General features: G+C 60.2%; 18 protein-coding genes. 9 read left to right on the top strand and 9 right to left on the bottom strand.

The annotated features are described in order from the left end of the window. Window positions 1–56: 56 nt before the first annotated feature. A complete protein-coding gene (locus tag AC1DHT_RS06395) occupies window positions 57–530 on the bottom strand; it encodes an Lrp/AsnC family transcriptional regulator (protein ID WP_054594814.1) in 474 nt (157 codons plus the stop codon). Window positions 531–674: 144 nt separating this feature from the next. Between AC1DHT_RS06395 and AC1DHT_RS06390 the strand changes: the two genes are divergently transcribed. Further along, window positions 675–1,304, top strand: a complete 630-nt coding sequence (locus tag AC1DHT_RS06390) for a LysE family translocator (RefSeq protein ID WP_427541351.1) — start codon at window positions 675–677, stop codon at window positions 1,302–1,304. On the opposite strand, the gene AC1DHT_RS06385 is transcribed toward AC1DHT_RS06390, so the two are convergent. The 7 genes from AC1DHT_RS06385 to AC1DHT_RS06355 all read right to left on the bottom strand — a co-directional run bounded on the left by AC1DHT_RS06385 (window position 1,292) and on the right by AC1DHT_RS06355 (window position 10,436). Then, window positions 1,292–3,448 (bottom strand): hypothetical protein, encoded by a 2,157-nt coding sequence (locus AC1DHT_RS06385; RefSeq protein ID WP_427541354.1) that lies wholly within the window; start codon window positions 3,446–3,448, stop codon window positions 1,292–1,294. The two genes, AC1DHT_RS06390 and AC1DHT_RS06385, sit on opposite strands and share 13 nt — an antisense overlap. Next, complete coding sequence (locus AC1DHT_RS06380) at window positions 3,435–4,634, bottom strand: DUF3142 domain-containing protein (protein WP_427541357.1); 1,200 nt, start codon at window positions 4,632–4,634, stop codon at window positions 3,435–3,437. The genes AC1DHT_RS06385 and AC1DHT_RS06380 overlap by 14 nt, the downstream gene beginning before the upstream one ends. A 73-nt stretch (window positions 4,635–4,707) precedes the next feature. Continuing rightward, on the bottom strand, window positions 4,708–5,541 hold the full coding sequence (locus AC1DHT_RS06375; protein ID WP_427541360.1) for a class I SAM-dependent methyltransferase: 834 nt from the start codon (window positions 5,539–5,541) through the stop codon (window positions 4,708–4,710). Beyond that, a complete protein-coding gene (locus AC1DHT_RS06370) occupies window positions 5,535–6,689 on the bottom strand; it encodes an acyltransferase family protein (RefSeq protein ID WP_427541363.1) in 1,155 nt (384 codons plus the stop codon). Before AC1DHT_RS06370 ends, AC1DHT_RS06375 begins: the two co-directional genes overlap by 7 nt. After that, entirely contained in the window at window positions 6,686–7,573 is an 888-nt protein-coding gene (locus tag AC1DHT_RS06365) for a class I SAM-dependent methyltransferase (RefSeq protein ID WP_427541366.1), read from the bottom strand. The genes AC1DHT_RS06370 and AC1DHT_RS06365 overlap by 4 nt, the downstream gene beginning before the upstream one ends. Continuing rightward, complete coding sequence (locus AC1DHT_RS06360) at window positions 7,570–8,874, bottom strand: glycosyltransferase (RefSeq protein WP_427541369.1); 1,305 nt, start codon at window positions 8,872–8,874, stop codon at window positions 7,570–7,572. The genes AC1DHT_RS06365 and AC1DHT_RS06360 overlap by 4 nt, the downstream gene beginning before the upstream one ends. Then, a complete protein-coding gene (locus AC1DHT_RS06355; RefSeq protein WP_427541372.1) occupies window positions 8,868–10,436 on the bottom strand; it encodes a glycosyltransferase in 1,569 nt (522 codons plus the stop codon). Before AC1DHT_RS06355 ends, AC1DHT_RS06360 begins: the two co-directional genes overlap by 7 nt. Window positions 10,437–10,865: 429 nt before the next feature. On the opposite strand from AC1DHT_RS06355, the gene AC1DHT_RS06350 reads away from it, so the two are divergent. Genes AC1DHT_RS06350 through AC1DHT_RS06315 form a run of 8 tightly spaced genes read left to right on the top strand, consistent with a single transcriptional unit; the run spans window position 10,866 to window position 19,875 of the window. Next, complete coding sequence (locus tag AC1DHT_RS06350) at window positions 10,866–11,780, top strand: GDP-mannose 4,6-dehydratase (protein WP_427541375.1); 915 nt, start codon at window positions 10,866–10,868, stop codon at window positions 11,778–11,780. After that, window positions 11,777–12,748, top strand: coding sequence for a GDP-mannose 4,6-dehydratase (gene gmd / locus AC1DHT_RS06345; RefSeq protein ID WP_427541378.1), 972 nt, complete (start codon window positions 11,777–11,779; stop codon window positions 12,746–12,748). The genes AC1DHT_RS06350 and gmd overlap by 4 nt, the downstream gene beginning before the upstream one ends. A gap of 3 nt (window positions 12,749–12,751) precedes the next feature. Then, complete coding sequence (locus tag AC1DHT_RS06340) at window positions 12,752–14,194, top strand: mannose-1-phosphate guanylyltransferase/mannose-6-phosphate isomerase (protein WP_427541381.1); 1,443 nt, start codon at window positions 12,752–12,754, stop codon at window positions 14,192–14,194. After that, on the top strand, window positions 14,195–14,992 hold the full coding sequence (locus tag AC1DHT_RS06335) for an ABC transporter permease (protein WP_427541384.1): 798 nt from the start codon (window positions 14,195–14,197) through the stop codon (window positions 14,990–14,992). It begins immediately after the preceding gene. Next, entirely contained in the window at window positions 14,992–16,257 is a 1,266-nt protein-coding gene (locus AC1DHT_RS06330; RefSeq protein ID WP_427541387.1) for an ABC transporter ATP-binding protein, read from the top strand. Before AC1DHT_RS06335 ends, AC1DHT_RS06330 begins: the two co-directional genes overlap by 1 nt. Then, a complete protein-coding gene (locus AC1DHT_RS06325; RefSeq protein ID WP_427541390.1) occupies window positions 16,254–17,630 on the top strand; it encodes a glycosyltransferase family 4 protein in 1,377 nt (458 codons plus the stop codon). The genes AC1DHT_RS06330 and AC1DHT_RS06325 overlap by 4 nt, the downstream gene beginning before the upstream one ends. Beyond that, window positions 17,614–18,744: a glycosyltransferase family 4 protein gene (locus AC1DHT_RS06320; RefSeq protein WP_427541393.1), complete on the top strand. Its 1,131-nt coding sequence runs from the start codon at window positions 17,614–17,616 to the stop codon at window positions 18,742–18,744. Before AC1DHT_RS06325 ends, AC1DHT_RS06320 begins: the two co-directional genes overlap by 17 nt. Further along, the gene (locus AC1DHT_RS06315; protein WP_427541396.1) at window positions 18,745–19,875 is read left to right on the top strand and encodes a glycosyltransferase family 4 protein; all 1,131 of its coding nucleotides are present in this window, start codon (window positions 18,745–18,747) and stop codon (window positions 19,873–19,875) included. A 12-nt stretch (window positions 19,876–19,887) separates the two neighbouring features. Here AC1DHT_RS06315 and AC1DHT_RS06310 read toward each other — a convergent pair whose 3' ends face one another. Beyond that, complete coding sequence (locus AC1DHT_RS06310) at window positions 19,888–21,918, bottom strand: pyridoxamine 5'-phosphate oxidase family protein (RefSeq protein ID WP_427541399.1); 2,031 nt, start codon at window positions 21,916–21,918, stop codon at window positions 19,888–19,890. Window positions 21,919–21,966 lie beyond the last annotated feature (48 nt).

Raw genomic sequence — 21,966 nt, 5'->3', positions numbered from 1 at the left:
CCATCACCCAACCCGCACATATAAAGATGAAAGCGTAGTCGGGCTGAGCAAGGGCATCAGCTCGGCAAATGCCCCAGCGGTAATGGCCCCGGGGTTTTTACCGTATGAATTGCGAAGTTGCTGCGGATATCACTCACACCCGGCAACTTGAGCAGGCTGCCGGTCAAAAAGCGCTCATAACCGCGCAAATCCGGCACCACCACTTGCAGCAGAAAATCCGATTCGCCTGACACCAGAAACGCCGAAATCACCTCGGGCAATGCCGTTACCGCCAGACGAAACGCTTCGGCCTCTTCGTCGTTGTGGCGCTCGACCTTGACCCCGACAAACACGGTCAGCCCCAGCCCCACTTCGTCGCGGTCGAGGTTCGCTTGATAGCCGCGAATCACCCCGGCCTCTTCCAGCATTCGCACCCGGCGCAGACACGGCGAAGCCGACAGGCCGATCTCGTCCGCCAGTTGCACGTTGCTCAGGCGACCGTCGCGTTGCAGCGCGGCAAGGATGCGGCGGTCGTAGGCGTCCAGTTTCATGGTTTGGCAGTTCCCGACTGTTTTTATTCATTGATTGGCAGAAGCTGCCAAGTCTAGCTGTTTCCAGGCGCGACTACGCAACCACCTGCCCTGCCCTTCGGCCCTAGACTTTGATCACCGAATCGCTAACGAATGGGGTGCAGCATGGCAGGACTCTGGATGTTCTTTTTGGCCTTGGCAGTGGTTTACCTGTTGCCCGGCCCGGACATGATTCTGCTGCTGCAAACCGGTGCCCGGCAGGGCAAAGCCGCCGCGCTGGCCACCGCCATTGGCCTGGCGATTGCCCGGGGTTGCCACGTTGCGCTGGCAGCGCTGGGCCTGGCGACGCTGTTCAAGGCTGCACCCTGGACTTTTGAAGTAGTGCGTCTGGCCGGTGCCGCGTATCTGCTGTGGCTGGGGATTCAATGCCTGCGCTCGAACCTGCTGCCGAACCTGAACACCAACGGCACAGTCGCAGCGAAACTTGCGTGGCGCGAGGCGATCCAGCGCGGCTTGTTGACCAACCTGCTCAACCCCAAGGCGCTGCTGTTTTGCTCGGTGCTGTTGCCGCAGTTTATCAACCCGCAGGCAGGGCCGGTGCTGACGCAGTTCGCGACCCTGGGCGTGTTGCTGGTGGTGGCCGGTTTGCTGTTCGACAGCGGTTACGCGCTGATCGGCGCCTGGCTCGGTCGCTGGCTGGAGCGCAGCCCCTCGGCGCAGCGCATGCAGCAATGGCTGTTTGGCAGCCTGCTGATCGGTTTTGCGCTGCGCCTGACGTTCGTTCAGCAGGCTTGACGATTGGCCTTGCGCTTGTGGCGATTGATCAGCCACAGGGCCAATGCCGTGAACACCACCACAGAACCCATTTGCAGCCACTTTTTATAGGGGCGCAAGGTTGAACGCACGGGTTCCAGGACTTGAGTCACGTAACGTTTATCGGCGTTCTGAAAGTCGGGATAAGGGCATTGATGCCCGAAGTTCACCGCCCAATCCACATAAGGTCCTTCTTTGACATAACGTTGGTAGAAGGCCTTTTCCTCCTCAACGCTGGTACCAAAACCCGCGGCGGCACACAGAACCGCCGCGAACGCCTGGCTGCTGTGGGGCAACAGGTCCGCCGCCTTGCTAGCCAGGCCAGTAGCAACGTAACGGTAGTGGAAACGTTCGTCCGGTTTGGCTGAGCTGGCTTGCTGGCGTTGCACCTCCCCTTCAGTGATCAGCGGCCCGACTTTTAACTCAGTCTTCTCAAGGCTGTAGTTGCCATCGAACGTGGCGTAATCCGGGGCCATCTCATAGCCGAGAATCTCCATTCCCCACTTGCGAGCCATCCAGGCGGCGTTGAAATAATCCGCTGCGCGACGGGTTGGCCACCAGCGCGACTCGGCGTCCTGACGCGATTGCCCGTAGGCTCGAGCTTTGGCTTGCAACTCAGGATTATCAAAGTACGCCGGCGCTTCATCGTAGCGCTCCTCGCGCAACAACCGACGCCCGAGCAAGTCGCGCAAACGTGCCGCGATCGGTACCGGCACATAACGCTCGCGCTCCTGCTGGGTCAACGGCGTTGGCGCTGGTACCTGGCGGTCGACAAACTGCTTGAGCTCATCGACCGTCAGCACCCGTTCCGCGACAACAGCCGCGTCTTCCCAGTAGAGATCCTGGCTGCGATACAGCTGCTCAAAGGCTTGCAGATAATCGCCACGTTCCAGCGCCAGCAGCGCACTTTCACCGTCGACCCGGCAGCCGGGCTTGAGCGTTTCGTAGTCACCGCTGGACGCCCTGCGACCACCCCAGTTTTCATCCTGCGGGAAGGCTTTGGCCGCCTTGGCATAGGCGCCGGCAGCCGCCGCTTTGTCACCCTCCCGCAACGCTATTTTGGCTCGCAGCCACCAGGCCAGGCCGCTGTCACCGGCATGTTCGAGCAAGGTTTTGGTGGTGGCGTAATCACCGATCTGATAATTCAGCGCCGCCAGGCGATCAGCGTTATCCAGGCTGCCAACGGTGCTCTGGACCAGCGACTTGATCATTTTTTGTTCAGCGGGTGGTTGTTCACCGTACGACCAACCGACATGGCTGATCAACGCCGCCGTGACCAATTGCTGCACCGCTTTGCCTTTGAGCACCTCGTTGAGCTGCGCCTCCGGCATCTCGCCCAGTTCATTCATCAACTGCTTGAGTGAGCTGTAACCGACTTGCGAGCCTTGCAGGCTCTGCGTCGCGTAAAGCTCGACGGCGGTGTTCCAGTCACCGGCCAGGCGTACCAGCCGCGCTTCTTCGCCGAGGCTGGCGATGCCCAATTCCTGAGGGTCGCTGAAGCCCTCGATACTCAACTGACGAGCCTGCACAAAGGCCTGCCGGGCCTGTTGCAGACTCTCGCGGCGCCCGGTTTCATCGAGGTCATTGGCCTCCTGGCTGATGGCGAACAAGGCCCGTCCCAGCGAGTAAGCCGCCCAGGTGCTGCGCAACGCACGCTGATCGGCCGGCAGCGCCAGCACTTTGCGGAAATACTCAGCCGCGACAGCATGCTCGCCCGCATTGAAGGCCACGGCACCGGCGGTGTACAGGCTGAGTTCAGGCGGCAGGCTGGCGCCCTCGGCTTGCACTTGTTGCGCGTTCTGAAGTGTTCGCAACTGCGCTACCTGCGCGCGCTGAGCGTCGCTCAAACCCGTCTGTTCAGCGGTGTTTCGCGCCTGCACATAAAGATCATTGCCTGCGCCGTAAACATAGTCGCCTGTCATTACCTGTGCAGGCTTCAAACCGGCGATGGCTTTGCCCAGGCGATTCACTTCGAACCGGAAGCTGCCTTCCGGCAATTCGCCCAGGATCTGTGTCCGGTCGCCGAGCAAGCGCAGCGGAAAATCAGGCCCACAAGCCATCGCGCAGCCCAGCGGCAGACAGAGACTTACAGCGAGCAAATGACGCGACACGTTATGGGTGGACATGAGCACTTCCTTGATCAATTTTTGTGCAGCGCGCCCAACCAAGGGAGCGTTCGGCCTCTGCCGGCAATCGGCCGTCTTTGAGGCGGGTAAAGCTGAGTTGTCCGGGTGTCTGCTGCACGGTATAGCCGTTGAGCGCATCCACCGCATCGCATTCCGTGACCGCCAACGTCACGCGCTCGGGCAGACCTGCGTCGAGGTTGCCGCGATTGCTCACCGCAATGTCGTACAGACCGTCATGGCTGGAAAGGTTCAGGTCGAGCTGACTGGCCAACCGATCACCGCGCGCCACCGCACGCAACGTTGCCAGGCTCCACGCGCGTCGGTCGCCCTTGAGTGGCAGACGAAACCAGATCAACCCGGCCAGATGGGGCGGTGGCTCGGCGCGCAATTGGCTGGCGAGTTTCGATAACTGTTGCGGATCAGCCCGTAGCTCACGGCGCTGGCCGATGCGCTCGATCGGCACTTCGCTTTCGACAATCGGCGCCCCACCGTCCCCCGGCAGCAATGCGATACCGTAGGCCGGCAACGCCAGGTAGAAGGGTTTCGCAGTGATCCGGCTCCAGCGCCCGGCCCATTGTTTCGCCTGGGCCGGATCAAACAACCCGTGTTCGGGACTGTTCACCGCGTGCACCTGCAACACGCTGCTGTCGACCACCGCCAGCAACCCCGGCAGTTCGGGACTGTCGAGCCAGGCCGGCAGTGCAGTGATGCTCAGTTTCAACGTAGCCGGCAACACGTTGCGCAACCTCGCAAGAAACTCGCGGTAGGCCGGCAGGCGCGCCGTGCCGGAATCGTGGTCAATTTCGACACCGGCCAGCGTCAGGCCCTGAGCCTGCCACTCGGCAACTACGCTCTGGATCTGCGCCGTGGCTTCGGTTTGATCCAGGGTCTTGAGCTGGCCATCGAGCCGAATCACCGCAATCAGTGGGCGACCATCATTTTTCAACAGCGCAGGGTTGATTCGCGCGCGACGCCAGCCAGCCTGTGGATAAGTCTGCAAGGCCAACACCCGCAACGTTGAAAAGTCCCCGCGCGATTGAGCCAGGGCGTCGTCATGAGCATCAGTCCATTGCCGCTGCCAGACGTAAAGCTGTTGATCGAGCGGCGGCGCGTCCTGCGGCTGGCAACCGTTGAGCAGCACAGCGACTAGCAATAGCGCGCAACGGACGAAAAAAGTCGCTGACATAAAGGCCTGTGGCTGAGTTAATCCCTTAACGCAAAAAGGGCCTCTCAGGGCCCTTGTTGCTCAGCACGTTAGCCTACGCAGCCATAGGCTTGCGGGCAATGATCACCTGACTTTTCGCCACAACTGCGTCCAGCGCCTGCTTGATCTGCGCCCCGCGTGGCGAATCCAGCACGGCCTGCCAGGTGTCAGCCCAGTGATTGAGCAGTGGATGATCAGCGTTGCTGAAATCGACCTTGGCTTCCCAGAACAGCAGCATCCACATCGACCAGTAAAAACCGTACTGGCTGTGACTGATCAGTTCCAGGCCGGCATCGCTGACCATCTGCTTGAACTGCTCTTCGCTGATGATCCGGATGTGGTTGGGCTTCTGGAAATACTCGGGAGCGGCGATGTCTTTTTGCAGGTCTTCCGAGCTGGGATGCGGGACGCTGAGCAAATACAGCGCGCCAGGCTTACCTACGCGCACCAGTTCGGCGAGGAACTGTGCCGGATCGTCGACGTGTTCGATGACCTCGGTGGAGACCACCCGCGTCGCGGTCGCAGTGGCTATCGGCAGTGGATTGCAGTCGGTGACGTGACACTCGACGCTGGGCGCGATGGTGTCGCTGAGACGCTGACGGGTCGCCTCGACCTTGGCTGCATCGATATCGGCAATGATGATCTTTGCACCGCGCGTGGCACAGAAATGCACGTTACCACCGTCACCGCAGCCGACGTCGAGCAACGTGTCCTCGGCGGTCACCGGGAAACCGGTGAACAGCTCGCCGGTTTGCTGGTTGAACCAGCCGCTGAGGATCGCATCGTGCAGCCCCAGCATGTACGGATCGACCTTGGTCGCGGGCGCCTCTGGCTGCACGGGTGCAGGGACGGGCGCACCCGCCGTGAGTTTCTTCAAAAGGCTCAGCATGAGGTCACTCCAGAGGATGGGACGGAGGTTCGGGACGTGCCCAGGCGTAGCACCAGCGCGGCACCGCGATTACGCATGGGCATTTCGATGCAGCGGTAATTGAGCTCACTCAACAGGGCGATCACCCCGCCAGCGATCAGCAGGGTCAGGATTGGATGCCCGGCCGGATTGGGCAGATTGACCGCCTGCAAGCGGAAGATGAATTCACGGACCAGCGAATAGGCCGGAATATGAATCAGGTAGATACCGTAGGAGCGACTGCCGATCCAGGTCATCAGACTCTTCAGCAACCCCCGAGGCATCAAGTAATCACGGTTGTAGGACGCCACCCAGACCAGCACCGCACTGAGCACGGCAATCGCGCCGATTCGGTAGTTGGTGAACGTGAAGCGGTCGGTGGCTAGCACGCTCAACGTCAACGAAATAACCACCAGCGCCGACACCCCGACCCATGGCCGGCGTAAGAACGTCGGTTCCCAGCGCACATAACCGGGTCGCCCACTCCACATGGCCAACAGCACGCCAAGGGCCAATGCGTCGGTTCGGACCACCATCAGGATCGGCGTGCGCAACGTCAGCAACTGCACCGCGACCAGCGCCAGCAGTGCCCACACCAGGTGTTTGCGACAGACCAGAATCAGCAACGGAAACAACAGGTAGAACTGCTCCTCCAGCGACAGGCTCCAGTAGACGAAACTGGTGCCGTACTCATAGTGGTAGAAGCTGTCGGCAAAGCGAAAATTGGCGTACTGCGCAATCCCCGCCAAGGTCGCCTGCACATTCGCGTGCAGCGTGCCGAAGGCCCCGGAGCGGTTGAGAAACACACAGGCCAGCAACATCAGCGCCAGCCACAGCCACGCCGACGGCAACAGTCGAAAGGCTCGGCGCAGCCAGAAGTTGCGCGTCTGCTGCCAGTATTCCTGACGCGTGCTGCAGCCTTGCAACGCCGGTATAAGACTGCGAGCGATGACAAACCCCGAGATGGCGAAAAACAGATCGACGCCCCACCAGGGTTGGCCAAACGCAGTGATGGTTTGCAGCAGTGGCACCGTGTCGGTGAACAGACTGCCTTGCAGGTGATGGAACAACACGCCGAGCACCGCAATGCCACGCAACAACTCGATGTCCATGATCCGTTTGCTGCTCATGCCGTCCTCCTGGACATTGCATCGGTATCCACCGGTTTGCGGGCAATGATCACCTGGCTCTTGGGCATGAATTGATCAAGCACCTGCTTGATCGCCAGCCCGTTGGGTTGCGCCAGCAGGTCTTGCCAGGTTCGCGCCCAACTCTCCATCAACGGCGGGTACGGCGCCTGGATCCGGTCTCGCACCGCGCCCCCGGGATCGCGCCCGGCTGCCCGCTCGCTGGCCCAAAAAAAGATCATGCCCATGACCCAGAAAAAGCCTGTGGCCTGACGATGCTCGATCACCAGCCCAGCGTCTTCAACCAACGCGGCAAAGCGCTCCGGGGTAAAGATCTGTACATGGTTGGGTGACTGGAAATAGCTGGCGGGTGCGATGCCCTGCTGCAAATGTTCACCCACCGGCGCCGGCACACTCAGCAGGTACAACGCCCCGGGGCGTCCCATGCGCACCAGTTCGGCCATGAACGGCTCGGGCTGATCGATGTGCTCAAGCACTTCCATGCACACGACCTTGCTGGCGCAGCCATCGGCCAGCGGCAGCGGCAGGCTGTTGCTGACCAGCCCCAGGCTCGGCTGGTCCGACTGGGCTTCTACTTGCCGGGCGAGGTCGCGGACCTTGTCGTGTTCGCTGTCGGTGAAGATCACCGAGGCGCCCTGACGTACCGCAAACAACGTCGCCACACCTTCACCGCAACCGACGTCCAGCAAGGTGTCGTCCGCCGTGATGGCGAAGCCCTTGAGCAATTCACCGCTGTCACCCAGAAACCAGCCGTCGAGCACGGCGTCACATAAGCCCACATCCCTGGGTGATACAGGGCTTGCCGGAACGGTCACCGGGATGGGGGCAGGTGTCGGACGCAACCACCTGAGCAGCCCGCGAATCATGCTTGGACGGTTTGCGCGGTGAGCGCCTTGGTGCGCTGCAACAGCTGCGCGAAAAAGCTCTCCAGACGCTGTTCGGTACTGGCCTGGCTGCAGAATTTCTCCAGGCTGTTCACGGCATGGGCCGACATGCGCTCATAACGCTCGTCATCCGCCTTCGCCACGTCGTAACTGGCCTGGTACGCCGAACACAGCGAATCCCAGTTGGTGATGTAACGCAGGGTCCGGTAGGCCGCACGCGGATCGTGGGGCCAGGCCGTCAGCTCGTCCGTCGAGTCGACAATGAAGGCGTTGTCGCAGTCAATGTAGTCCGCCATCGCCGTGTTGCAAGGAGCAACGGCCGGTTTGCCGCAGGACATGAACTCCATCAACGGCAGGCACTGACCTTCACCAAACGAGCTGTTGGCCACGTAACTGGTGGCTTCGACCAGACGCTCATAATCCGCATCGGCAAGGAAGCCGTGAATCAGCACAATGCGGCAGCGGTACGACTGGTTCTTGTAAAGATGATGCAGCATGTCGTTCAGCGCATCGGCGATATCGTGGTGCGTCAGCTTCAGTACCAGTGTCGCATCGGGCGTATTGCGGAACGTGGTGCAGAACGCGCTGAGCATGTCCTGCCAGTTTTTGCGGCCATCGTAAGGGTTGAAGACCGAGGTATAGATCACACCGTCGAGCACCAGCTCGCAATCACGCACCGGCCCATCGAACGCCACCGCCTCACCTTCGCGCAACGCCTCGGGTCCGTAAGGCCGCAGGTCCAGTTCACGACTGTCGATCAACAGGCCGCGCAGGTTGAGTTTCACCTGTTCGGCCTGGGGCTTTTTGCTCAAGCCCCGGCCCCGTCCGGCAAAACGGTCCCAGACCGGTGCCGGGATGGCACTGATCGGGTAGTCCGGCCCCATCACGTCGCGCACGGCGTTTACCGTGAAACTGGAATGGGTAATCGCCGCACCCGATGCACCCAGCACCAGGCGCCAGTCATGCCGAGGCTCGCCCTGCCAGCTTTCGGTGGGAATGGTACTGAACTCCCAGGCGAATACCGGGATGGTCGGGCAGGCGTAATGCATCGGAGTGCGATGCGGGGGCGAAAAGGACAGGAACACACAATCCTCGCCACGGCTTTGGCAATCGAAATATAAACGGTCGACCAGTTCGTCGGGATTGCTGACTTCGATGACCTGCCCCAGCCGCTCCAGCACCGGGCGGAACTCCTTGAGCACAAAGTAGTAGCTGTACTCGGGGCGGCCGAGGTTCTGCAGGATGTTACTTTTGTTGGTTTCTGAATGAATGATGATCAGCATGATGCCGTACCCGCTACGGCGGCAGTCGATGCCGGCGTAGGCTCAGTGACCTGGGCCAATTCGAAAAAACCCGTCAGGCGTTTTTGCACCGCCGCGAAACTGCAGTAATCGCGCATGCGTTCGCTCGCCGCCACGGACATCGCCTGATAGCTGGCCGGTTGCTCCTTGGCCATCCGGTAACTGTTCTGATAGGCGGTTTTCAGCGAGCCCCAGTCCGGTCGGTGGCGCAAGGTGCGGAACAGGATGCGCGTGTCCTGCGGCCAGACGGCCGGTTCCTGACTGGACTCGACGATAAAGGCCACGCGGTCGTCGATGTAATCCTGCATCGCCGTATGCGCCGGTGCGATCACCGGTTTTGCGCACGCCATGAACTCCATCAGTGGCAGGCATAGCCCTTCACAGCGCGAGGCATTGACGTAGAAACTGGCGGCCCCGTACAACCGGGCAAACTGCTGGTCATCCAGATAGCCATGCATGACGACCACGCGACAGGCAAAGGGCGACAGTTGCGACAGCAGGGTCAGCATTTCGACGTAGTAGGTGGACAGGTCACTCTGGGTCATTTTCAGCACCAGCGTGGCATCTTCGACGTCACGCATGGCCCAGCAGAACGCGGTAATCAGTTGGTGCCAGTTCTTGCGACCGTCATCAGGGTTGAAAACGCTGACGTAAATCACTCCATCGACCCGGGTTTCGACCACCGCTGTGGTATCGGGAAGGCTGGCTTGCGGGTGCGGGTCTTTAGGCGGCGCCTCGACGGTCACTTCCACTACAGGCTCTGCCATCACCGGACGCTCGGGTCGCAGACTGGCGATCAGCGTACGCAGGCGCTCGGGCAGCAGATCGCGAAAGGCTTCACGATAGGTCTGCCGCACGTAGTGCTTGACGATGAACGCACGTCGACGCCAGGTCAGAGGGGGCGCCTCGTTAACGATTTCGGGTTCTGCTGGCGCTGGCAGTTGCGCCGGTTCGGGCTCTGGCGCAGTGACGATCGGTGCAATCAGCCCGTCAGCCGAAAGACCCAAAACGCGACTGTCGATGATGCAGCCCTTGGTCTGCAACGTCGTGCCCGGGTTGATCGGTACATTCGCAAACTGGTTGCGAACCTCGGCGAAGGTTTCCCACAGCGGTGTCGGCAGGACCAATACCGGGAAGTCCTCGCCCAATGCCCTGCGCACAGCCTGCGCAGTATGGCTGGACAAGGTAATCACCCGCCCATGGCGTGCCAGCGTACGGCTCCAGTCCTGCTGCGGGTCGTTATCCCATGGCTCGTTCGGGATCGAGTCGAACTCCCAGGCAACCACGCAGACTGTCGGGCAGTGCAGGTTGCTCAGGGTTTTGTGGGGGGGCGTGAACGAGAGGAACAGGCTCTCTTCGCCATTGAGCTGAAGCTGCCGATACAGCGGGTCGATCTCGGTGGTCGATTCAACCACGTGGACCCGCCCAAGGCTTTCCAGCACCGGGCGATAAGCCTTGAGGACGAAGTAGTAACTGTATTCGGGACGGCCGAGGCTCTGGCTGATCGAGCGGTCGTTCACGTCCGAGTAAAGAATGAAATTCATGGCATCCCACGATGAAACCGCCGTCCCGGCAGTCTCATTCTTATGACGGTAGCGCCACAGGTCGAGCCGGTATACCGATGCTCGCCCATCCTCTGCCTGCCCGCCTGCGTTCTTGTTTTAGTGGTCAGCTTCGCCTGGTCGGATTACCGCCATGCTGATCGCTGGGCAATCGTGATGAGGGGCATTCTAAACACATCCGCCAGGGCTTCGTGAACCGTCTGGCGAGAATAAATCAGGCTACTAAAACGAGAACTGACCGGTCACGGTGGGACCTGTTGAAATTGCCGCACAATTGGCACAGATTGGCTACCAAACAACTACAACAACGACTTCGCATGTCTGATATGACCGAGAAAGCAGCCCATGCTTTCCGGTTTACCCAGCAAAGACTGGAGGTTGCCGAAGTTTGCTCATTGAGGGGGCCGCTGTTTGAAAAAACGTCTGTTCATTACGGGTCTCAGTGGATTCGTAGGACGTCACATCCAATCCCGTCTGAACACAGACGACTCGGGGTGGGAATTGTCGCCCGTTCCATCCCGTTATGATCTTTGCGAACCCAAGAGCCTCGAAGGCCTGTGGCCGCAAATGCCTGATGCCGTGATTCACCTGGCTGGACAAACCTTTGTCCCCGAAGCCTTTCGTGACCCGGCGAAGACTTTTCAGGTCAACCTGCTGGGTACCCTGAACCTGCTGCAAGCCCTCAAGGCCCGAGACTTCAACGGCACCTTTCTGTATGTCAGCTCCGGCGACGTCTACGGCCAGGTCAGCGAAAGCGCCTTGCCGATCGACGAGCACCAGCCGCCCTGCCCGCGCAACCCGTATGCCGTGAGCAAGCTTTCGGCGGAAATGCTGTGCCTGCAATGGGGCATGACCGAAGGCTGGCCGGTGCTGGTCGCACGCCCCTTTAACCACATCGGTGCCGGGCAGCTGGACAGCTTTGTCATCGCCAGCGCCGCCCGGCAAATTTGCCGGATCAAGCACGGCCTGCAAGCGCCTGAACTGGAAGTGGGTGACATTGATGTAACGCGCGATTTTCTCGATGTCAGCGATGTCGTCTCCGCCTACCTGGCATTGCTTGAACGCGGTGCGCCCGGACAGGTCTACAACATCTGCTCCGGTGTCGAGCAGAGCATCCGCGCCCTGATCGAGCAACTGGCCGATCTGGCCCAGGTCGATATGCAACTGATTCAAGACCCTGCGCGTCTTCGCCGCGCAGAGCAGCGTCGCGTCTGTGGCAGCCATGCCAAGCTGCACCAGGCCACAGGATGGGCGCCTGAACTTACAACACAACAATCCCTGCGGGCGATCCTGTCCGACTGGGAGTCACGGGTACGACAAGAATGACAAAAAGTGCATTGATCACAGGGATCACCGGACAAGACGGCGCCTACCTCGCCAAACTGCTGCTCGACAAGGGCTATAAAGTCCACGGCCTGGTAGCACGGCGCAGCAGCGACTCGCGCTGGCGTCTGCGCGAAATGGGCGTCGAAGGTGACATTGTCTATCTGGACGGCGACATGGCAGACGCCTGTTCGGTGCAGCGCGCGGTGATCAAGTCGGCTCCCGACGAAGTCTACAACCTGGCCGCGCAAAGCTTTGTCGCCGCGTCCTGGGACCAACCCGTGACTACCGGGATCGTCGACGGGCTGGGTGTGACCCACCTCCTCGAGGCGATTCGTCAGTTCAGCCCGCACACGCGTTTCTACCAGGCTTCGACCAGCGAAATGTTTGGCCTGATCCAGGCCGAGCAACAGGACGAAAACACTCCGTTCTATCCGCGCAGCCCATACGGTGTGGCCAAGCTCTACGGTCACTGGATCACCGTGAACTACCGCGAAAGCTTCAACCTGCATGCCAGTAGCGGCATCTTGTTCAACCACGAATCACCGCTGCGCGGAATCGAATTCGTGACCCGCAAAGTCACCGACGCCGCCGCCCGCATCAAACAGGGCAAGCAGCAGGAGTTGCGCCTGGGTAACATCGACGCCAAGCGCGATTGGGGCTTTGCCGGCGACTACGTCGAAGCCATGTGGCTGATGCTGCAACAGGACAAGGCCGATGACTTCGTGGTCGCCACGGGCGTGACGACCACGGTGCGCGAGATGTGCCAGATCGCCTTCGAACACGTCGGCCTCGATTACCGTGATTTCGTGAAGATCGATCCGGCGTTTTTCCGCCCGGCCGAAGTCGACGTGCTGTTGGGTAATCCGGCCAAGGCGAAACGGCTGTTGGGCTGGGAGCCAAAAACAGATTTGCAGACCCTGATCCGCATGATGATGGATGCGGACATGAAGCGCGTCGCCAAGGAGTAGGCCATGCTGATTCCCGTGATTCTTTCCGGTGGTACCGGGACAAGGCTGTGGCCGGTTTCGCGTGAAGGTCACCCCAAGCCGTTCATGACCTTACCCGATGGCCAGACACTGCTGGGCAAGACCTATCAGCGCGCGGCCGGGCTGCTCGGCACACACGGCGATATCGTCACGGTGACCAACCGTGACTACTACTTTCAAAGCAAGGATCACTATCAGGACGCCCATCTGGGTCATCACCGCGGCCACTTCGTGCTGGAACCGGTAGGCCGCAATACCGCGCCGGCCATTGCCACCGCGGCCCTGTCGCTGCAGGCATTGCACGGCAACGAAGCGATTCTGGTGGTGATGCCGGCTGACCACCTGATCCAGAATGAAAAGGCTTTCAAGACCGCCGTCAGCCATGCCGTGAAACTGGCCGAGGCCGGACATTTGGTGACCTTCGGTGTAATCCCGACGGCGCCGGAGACCGGTTTCGGTTACATCGAACGCGGTGAGTCGCTGGACGAGCAAGGCGCGGCCAAGGTCGCACGCTTCGTCGAAAAACCCGACCTGCAAACCGCCATGCACTACCTGGAAAGCGGCAATTTCCTGTGGAACTCGGGCATGTTCTGTTTCTCGGTCGGCACTTTGCTGGCGCAGTTGCAGCTCCACGCCCCGCAACTGCTCGAACAGGCCGACGCGTGCCTGGCGGCCAGCACCACAGTCGAGACCGGCGGCTGCCTGCAACAGGAATTGTCGGCGACACATTTCGCCGAAATGACTGATATTTCTATCGACTATGCCTTGATGGAGCGTTCCGACAAGGTGGTGGTGGTGCCTGCCGGCTTCGATTGGAGCGACATCGGCTCGTGGGGGGCTGTCAGTGCCCTGGTTGCGGCCGACGCACAGAACAACCGCGCCAGCGGCGAAGCGCTGTTCATCGACAGTCACAACAACTTCGTCCAGAGCGATGGCCGCATGGTCGCGACCGTTGGCGTGGATAACCTGATCGTCATCGACACTGCCGACGCCGTACTCGTGGCCCACGCCGACCGCGCACAAGACGTGCGCAAGGTGGTCAAGCAGCTCAAAGAGAAAGAACACGAAAGCTATCGCCTGCACCGCACCGTCAGCCGGCCGTGGGGCACTTACACCGTGCTGGAGGAAGGCCCGCGCTTCAAGATCAAACGCATCGTGGTCAAACCTGGCGCCAAGCTGTCGCTGCAAATGCACCATCACCGTAACGAACACTGGGTGGTGGTCGAAGGCATGGCCAAGGTCACCAACAACGGTTCGGGGTCGCATCTGGTGGCCAAAAACGAGTCCACCTTCATTGCCGCCGGGCACAAGCATCGTCTGGAAAACCCGGGGGTGATCGATCTGGTGATCATTGAAGTTCAAAGCGGTGAGTATCTGGGAGAGGACGATATCGTCCGCTTCGAAGATCAGTACGGCAGGACGGTCTGAATGTTGCTCAATTTGTATCGCTCGCTGTGGAGCTACCGGGGCTTCATCCTCGGTAGTGTCAAGCGAGAGTTCCAGTCGCGGTATCGCAACTCACTGTTCGGTGCGCTTTGGACCGTGCTCAATCCGCTGTCGATGATCGTCGTCTACACGGTGATTTTTTCCCAGATCATGCGCGCCCGATTGCCCGGTGTGGAAGACGGGTTGGCCTACAGCGTGTACCTCTGCGCCGGTCTGCTGACCTGGGGGCTGTTCTCCGAAATCACCCTGCGCAGCCAGGGCATGTTTCTGGAAAACGCCAATCTGCTGAAGAAAATCAGCTTCCCGCGGATCTGCCTGCCGGTGATCGTATTGCTCAACGCGGGGATCAACTTCGCGATCATCCTTGGCTTGTTCCTCGGCTTTTTGCTGATCTCCGGGCGCTTGCCGGGCATGGCGATGCTGGCACTGGTGCCGCTGCTGATACTCCAGGTGATCTTCTGCGCCGGGCTGGGGATGATTCTCGGGGTGCTGAACGTATTCTTCCGCGACGTCGGACAGTTCTTCGGGATTTGCCTGCAGTTCTGGTTCTGGCTGACACCGATCGTCTATCCGATGTCGATCCTTCCCGAGCCCGTTCAACGGCTGTTGGGGCTCAACCCCATGACCGCCTTGATGCAAAGCTACCAGAATCTGTTTCTCTACAACCAATGGCCGGTCTGGAGTTCGCTGACTCCGCTGTTGGTGATTGGCGTGCTGTTCTGCGTGATGGGGCTGCGGCTTTTCCGCCAGCGTGTCGGTGAAATGGTGGACGAGCTCTGATGGGACATATACGCGTCAGTGGCCTGGGCAAGGCCTATAAACAGTATCCAAACCGCTGGAGCCGGCTGTTTGAATGGCTGGTGCCGTTTTCCCGATCCCGTCATCACTTGCACTGGGTCCTGCAAGGTGTCGATTTTGAAATCCAGCCGGGTGAAGCAGTCGGCATTGTCGGGGTCAACGGCGCCGGCAAAAGTACTTTGCTGAAGATGATCACCGGCACCACCCAGCCCACATGCGGGCAGATCCATCTGCACGGGCGCGTCGCCGCGTTGCTTGAGTTGGGCATGGGCTTTCACCCCGATTTTACCGGACGCCAGAACGCTTTCATGGCCGGTCAGTTGCTGGGGATGCAGGTCGAAGAGATCGAAGCGCTAATGCCGGAAATCGAAGGGTTTGCCGAAATTGGCGACGCCATCGACCACCCGGTGCGCACCTACTCCAGTGGCATGCAGATGCGGCTGGCGTTCAGTGTCGCTACGGCGCGGCGGCCGGACATCCTGATCGTCGACGAAGCGCTGTCAGTCGGTGACGCCTACTTCCAGCACAAGAGTTTCGAACGCATCCGCAGCTTCCGTCGGGCCGGGACTACCTTGCTGATCGTGTCTCACGACCGCTCGGCGATTCAGTCGATCTGCGACACCGCCATCCTCCTGGAAAAGGGTCGCATGGCCATGCACGGCAAGCCGGAAGAGGTGATGGACTATTACAACGCCATGCTCGCCGAACGCGAAGGCCAGATCGTACGCCAGGAAATGCTCGCCAATGGCCAGGTGCAAACCATCTCCGGCACCGGCGAAGCGACCATCCACAGCGTGCGCCTGCTGGATCAGCGCCAGCGCTCGGTGGAAGTGGCCGAAGTCGGCCAGCCGATGGTGCTGGAGGTGCAAGTTGACGTCCGCCAGGACATCGAACGACTGGTGTTGGGTTTCCTGATCAAGGATCGCCTGGGCCAGGCGATGTATGGCATCAACACCCATCGGCTCGAACAGGCGTTGACCGACCTGAGCGCTGGCGAACGGGTGACCTACCGCTTTGCCTTTCCCATGCGCCTGGGCAAGGGCAACTACTCCGTCGCCCTGAGCCTGTCGCGCCTGGACTCGCACCTGGACCGAAATTTCGAATGGCGCGATTACGGCCTGGTATTCCATGTCATCAACAACCGTCAGGAAGACTTCGTCGGCTGTTCCTGGCTTGAGGCGCAAACCAGCATTACGCGCTCGTCGGACACCCCAGTAGAACCCATCACCCCGGAGACAGCACCATGACGCGGTTACTGGTCGAATGCACCTATGTGTTCGAACACCCCCAGGCCAACTCCGGAATTCAACGCGTAGTGCGCAATGTCATCCGCGAGTTACCGAAAAAAGATCCGTCGGTGGAATGCATTCCGGTAGTGATGCTCAACGGTGCACTGTATCGAGTGACAAGCCTGGCTCCCCTGCCGACACCGAAGCTGGACCTGATGAGCCTGCGCGTACGGATGGAGCAAGTCGCCAACCACTTCTGGCTGCGCCAGCGAACCCTTGAACGCCGCCGGCCGTTCCGCCAATCGCTGTTTGCCCGTCGCGTGCTGTACATCGGTTGCCGACTCCTTGCGTTTGCCTGCTTGAGTATTCCCCTGCGGATTCTCGATCGCTGTCTGAAGAACCAGGAAATCCCGACCCGTTGCACGCCGCTGCAACACCAACCGGGCGATCAACTGGTGCTGCTGGACTCTTCCTGGCATGCGGATTTTTTCCCCTTGGCCGAACAGCTCAAACGTGACGGCGTGGGTATCGTTTCAGTGATCTACGACCTGATTCCGCTGACCCATCCGCAGTATTGCGACGCCGGGCTCGTCAGGGTGTTCAATGACTGGTTCGACTGGATTGCCCGCACTGCGGATGGCTATATCGCCATTTCCGCGACCATCCGCGATCAGGTTTGCGATGAAATGCTGCGCCGGGTCGGGGCCGAGCAAGTCCGACAACGCTGGTTCGACTACTTCCACCTGGGCAGTGAACTGGACTTGTGCGATGACGCGTCGAAGGTGAACGCAGACCTTCAGCAGATGTTCAAGAGCAAGGACCCGGTGTTCCTGATGGTCAGCACCATCGAGCCACGCAAGAACCACGATTATCTGCTCGATGCGTTCGAACTGGCCTGGGCAAAAGGCTCGCGGGCGCGTCTGTGTATTGCCGGGCGCATTGGCTGGAAGTGCGAGGCACTGATTGAGCGAATTCGTAAACACCCGGAACTCAACACGCGCTTGTTCATGTTCAACTCTCTCTCGGACAAAAGCCTGGAGTACGCATACACCAACGCCACGTCGCTGGTGTTTCCGTCCTACGTCGAAGGTTTCGGCCTGCCGCTGGTGGAAGCAATGCAGCGCGGCCTGCCGGCGATGGGCAGCGACATTCCGGTGTTCCGTGAAATTGGTGGTGAGTTCATGGCCTATTTCGATCTCGCGGCCCCGCAAAGCCTGGTCGACCTGATCACCCACATGGAAAACACCGGGACCTTCCCGGCCGCGCGCAAGGTGAGCGAATGGCGCTGGCTCGGTTGGCGCGAGGCCAGCGCACAACTGGTCGACCGAGTCTTGCGCAACCTGAAGAAGACTCCGGTGGCCGTCGAGAGGCAGCATGCAGATTGCCCTTAACGCACGAATTCTGCAGGCACCCCGAACCGGTATCGGCCACTATCTGGCCGAACTGGTCAATGCACTGACCCATGAACCTGACCTGGAATTGTCATTGTTCCACGGCTGGGGCTGGAGTTCGTCGCTACCGGCAGCAGCAATGCCCGGCTACTCACGGCTGACCCCGTTGCTGCGGCAGATCCCCGGTGCCTATCAGGCACGTCGCTGGCTGGAACAACGGCGCTTCGACCGAGGACTGCCGGCGGCCATCGACCTCTACCACGAGCCGAGTCTGTGGCCCTTGGCGTTCAAGGGCCCGACCATCATCACCCTGCACGACCTGACCCATCTGCACTACCCGTCGACCCAACCGGCAGCGCGGTTACGGGAAATTGAACGTCGACTGGGCCAAGGCGTGCGACAGGCACGTCTGATCCTGACCGACTCACAGTTTATCGCCGACGAAGCCCAGCGCTATTTCGGCCTTGGGCCCGAGCGTTTCGTGGTTGCCCCACTGGGGGCCGCGGCGCGTTTTCATCCACGTTCGAACAAGTCCTTGCAGCAGGCGCTGCAACCTCACGGCGTGCAGCCACAAGGGTACTTTCTGTGTGTCGGTACTCTGGAGCCGCGCAAGAACCTGTCGCTGGCATTGCGTGCTCACGCGCAACTGCCGCTGGCACAGCGTCAGCGTTTTCCGTTGCTGGTAATCGGCATGACCGGGTGGAAGGGTGAGCAACTTGATGATGAACTGCACAAGGCCCTGGCAACTGGCCATGTCCGCCTGTTGGGGTACCTGCCTGATGAGCACGTCGCACAGCTGGTAGCTGGCGCCCGAGCGCTGGTTTTCCCCTCTGTTTATGAAGGTTTTGGTCTGCCGGTTCTGGAGGCCATGACCAGCGGCACACCCGTGATATTGACCCGACGCTCAGCCATGCCCGAAGTCGCAGGCACCGCGGGCAATTATATTGAACCTGATGATGTGCATGGGTTGTGTGAAGTCATGAGTCGTTTGGTCGACGATGAAACGCATCGGCAGGTATGCCGAAAAGCGGGATTGCAACGGGCGAAGCTATTTTCCTGGGAACGCTGCGCGAATCTGACAGTTCACGCCTACCGCCAGGCTTTGGGAGGTTGAATGCGTGTTCTTCATTTTTACAAAACGTATTTGTCAGAATCTGTCGGAGGTATCGAACATGTCATGTTTGAACTATGCGAAAGCGGCGCACCGCATGGCATTCAGAGCAAGGTTCTGACGTTAAGCGCCAACCCGACACCAGCAGTCATCCCGTTTTATCAGCACGAGGTCCATCGCGCCAAACTCGATGTGCAATTCGCGTCTACCGGTTTTTCCTACAGCGTCTTCAAGCAGTTTCGGGAATTGGCCGCAGAAGCCGACGTGGTCAACTATCACTTTCCCTGGCCGTTCATGGATGTGGTGCATTTCCTCAGCGGCATGAACAAACCCTGCGTAGTGACGTACCACTCGGACATCATTCGGCAAAAGCATCTGCTCAAACTCTACCGGCCGTTGATGATGCGCTTTCTTGCCAGCGCTGACCGGATTGTCGCGGCGTCGCCAAACTACCTGCATACCAGTGACGTCCTGAAAAACTTCTCGGACAAAACCCGGGTCATTCCCTACGGCCTGAATAAATACTCTTATCCAAAACCTGACACCGAACGTATGGCTCGTTGGCGCGAGCGCCTGGGTGAGCGCTTTTTCCTGTTTGTGGGCGTCATGCGCTATTACAAAGGCCTGCACATCCTGCTCGATGCGCTCAAAGGCGTCGATTACCCGGTGGTGATTGTCGGTGCCGGGCCTCTGGAAAATGAGCTGCACGCTCAGGCCGCAATGCTGGGTCTACGCAACCTGCATTTCCTCGGGCGCCTGGACGACGAAGACAAAGTCGCACTGTTGCAACTGAGCTACGCGATTGTGTTCCCGTCACACCTGCGCTCCGAAGCATTTGGCATCTCCCTGCTCGAAGGGGCGATGTACGGCAAACCAATGATTTCCAGCGAAATCGGCACCGGCACCAGTTACATCAATATTCACGGTGAGACCGGGCTGGTGGTACCTCCGAGTCATCCACAGGCGTTTCGCGAAGCCATGCGCACGCTGTGGGAAAACCCTGTCCGGGCAGCGGAAATGGGCATGAGGGCTGAAGCGCGTTACCGGCAGCTGTTTACCGCTGACGAAATGGGTCGCAAATGGACCGAGCTGTATCAGGAACTGCTGGAAGAGAAATCGCTGTCTTATGCGTAGCTCCCACACTGATTACAGGTCGAGCACCAGCGGCTGTTGGCCCTCTGCCGGAACCGCACAGCAAATCAACACTTCCCCCGCACCGGGTAACTCCGCCGGGGGCTGTGGATAAGTCACCTGACCGTCGATCAAACGGGTCTTGCAGGTGCCGCAGGAACCACCGCGGCAGCTGAACTCTGGTCGCAACCCCCGACTCTCCGCCAACTCCAGCAAACTGCCGCTGCCTGGCTGCCAGCGAGCATCGACGGCCGAACGCTGAAACATGACTGCGACCGGAGTGGTGGCCGCTGGAGGCTGCTCGATGACTACCACCTCCGGATCCGGCTGCCGACGCAGCGTTGAAGGACCAAAGGTTTCGGCGTGAATCCGCTGATCGCGGATATCCAACCCACGTAAATCGTCGTACAGCCCTTGAGTGAAACTGCTCGGACCACACAAGACGAAATCCAGCTGATCGTAGTCTTCCACCAGCAGGATGGTTTTGAGCAGCGCAAGGTCGATACGCCCGGCCAGGTCAAAATCCTCGCCCTCCCGGACCTGATCTTCCGGCTGGCTGAGCAGTCGAACGACCCGCACAGCGCCATCCGTACCGTCCAGCAAACGGTCCAGCTCAGCCCGAAACGGTTGATCGGCCAGGCTGCGCGAACTCTGGAACAACCAGCTCGGCCGCGTACGTCGGGTGCGCCGGCCCTGGTAAACCACTTCACGCAGCATCGACAACAACGGCGTGATGCCGACCCCGGCCGCCAACAGCACCAGTGGTCGCTGTTCATTGGCGGCTACCGTGAAATGCCCCTGCGGTGCGCGGACTTCAATCAAATCACCGACCTGAATCCCTTCGTGCAGGTGCGAAGACACCAATCCGTCACGCTTCACGCTGATACGGAAGAACTCATCGGAGGGCGCACTCGACAGACTGTAAGTGCGGATATGCACCTGGCCATCAAGCGTGAAGCGCACCGGCAAATGCTGCCCGGCCTGGAACAGCGGTAACCCGGCGCCGTCAGCCGACTCCAGATAGATCGAGCGAATGCTCTGGCTTTCCCGCTCGATCCGGGACACCCGCATTGGCCGCCAGCAATCGCCCAATGCCGCTGCCTGCAACCTGGCGGCAGCCTGTTCCCAGGTGCCGGTCAACAAACTGGTGGGCGAAACCCCATCGAAGCGCCAGCGCAACGCCAACGCTGCGGGTCGCCGAACCACCTGCTGCACATGCAGCTTCCACAGCCGTTCGGCGCCTTGAAAGGCTTCTACTTGTGGGCCATCGAGGATTATTTCGGTACGACCGCTGACCTGCAGCAGATCGCCTGTGGTGAAATCGATAAACAGCAACCCGGCCCGCGGATTGAGCAGCAGGTTGCCCAAGGTATTGAAGTGCAGATTGCCAGCAAAATCAGGGATGGTCAGGCAGTCACCCTCGACCTGAACGAAGCCCGTCTGGCCACCACGGTGGGAAACATCCACAGAACGTGAGTTATCCACATCCACGTAACTGGCGACAAAAAGGGTGTCGGCATCCCGAATCATCGCCTTGGCCGCGTCATCCAGCGAATTCAGGCGTTGTGCGATACGAGTCGACGGATCGGCCAACGGCACCGATTCGAACTGCCGCAATTGAATGTACTGCGGGCAATTACCGAAGGACTGCTCGACCGAGACGCTCAGGCCTTGCGCGCCAATCGCACTGACCCGGCCGTTGATCCGGTTACGCCGCCTTGTGTGCAACTCGATCCCCAGCAAGCCAATCGCCGCCCCGGCGTGTAATTGCGCCGGGTCGTCCAACGTGGGCAGGCTGTCGAGTTGCAACTGCGCAGGTTCGGGGGAATGGGCGAAACCCGGCGGGCCTTCGAGGATGCTCGCCCAGGGGTTACCGTCGGCGTCCACGGCACCGAACACCATGAACGGCAACTGCCGATAGAACTGCCGATGCTGATCCGGCATTTGCTTGCGGATCACCTTGCGCCCGTGCGCTTCCATACGCTCGGCAACCCCTGCATGAGCCTGTAACTGTTTCTCGCCGGCATGCCAAGGTGAAAGCTCCATCACGGTTCTCCCCTGCGCACCCGGCGCAGTGTGAACGGCCCGACATCG

Source organism: Pseudomonas sp. 05N432 (assembly GCF_056396945.1).
The sequence above is the reverse complement of the archived record's forward strand: the minus strand, read 5'-3'. Positions and strand labels throughout refer to the sequence as shown.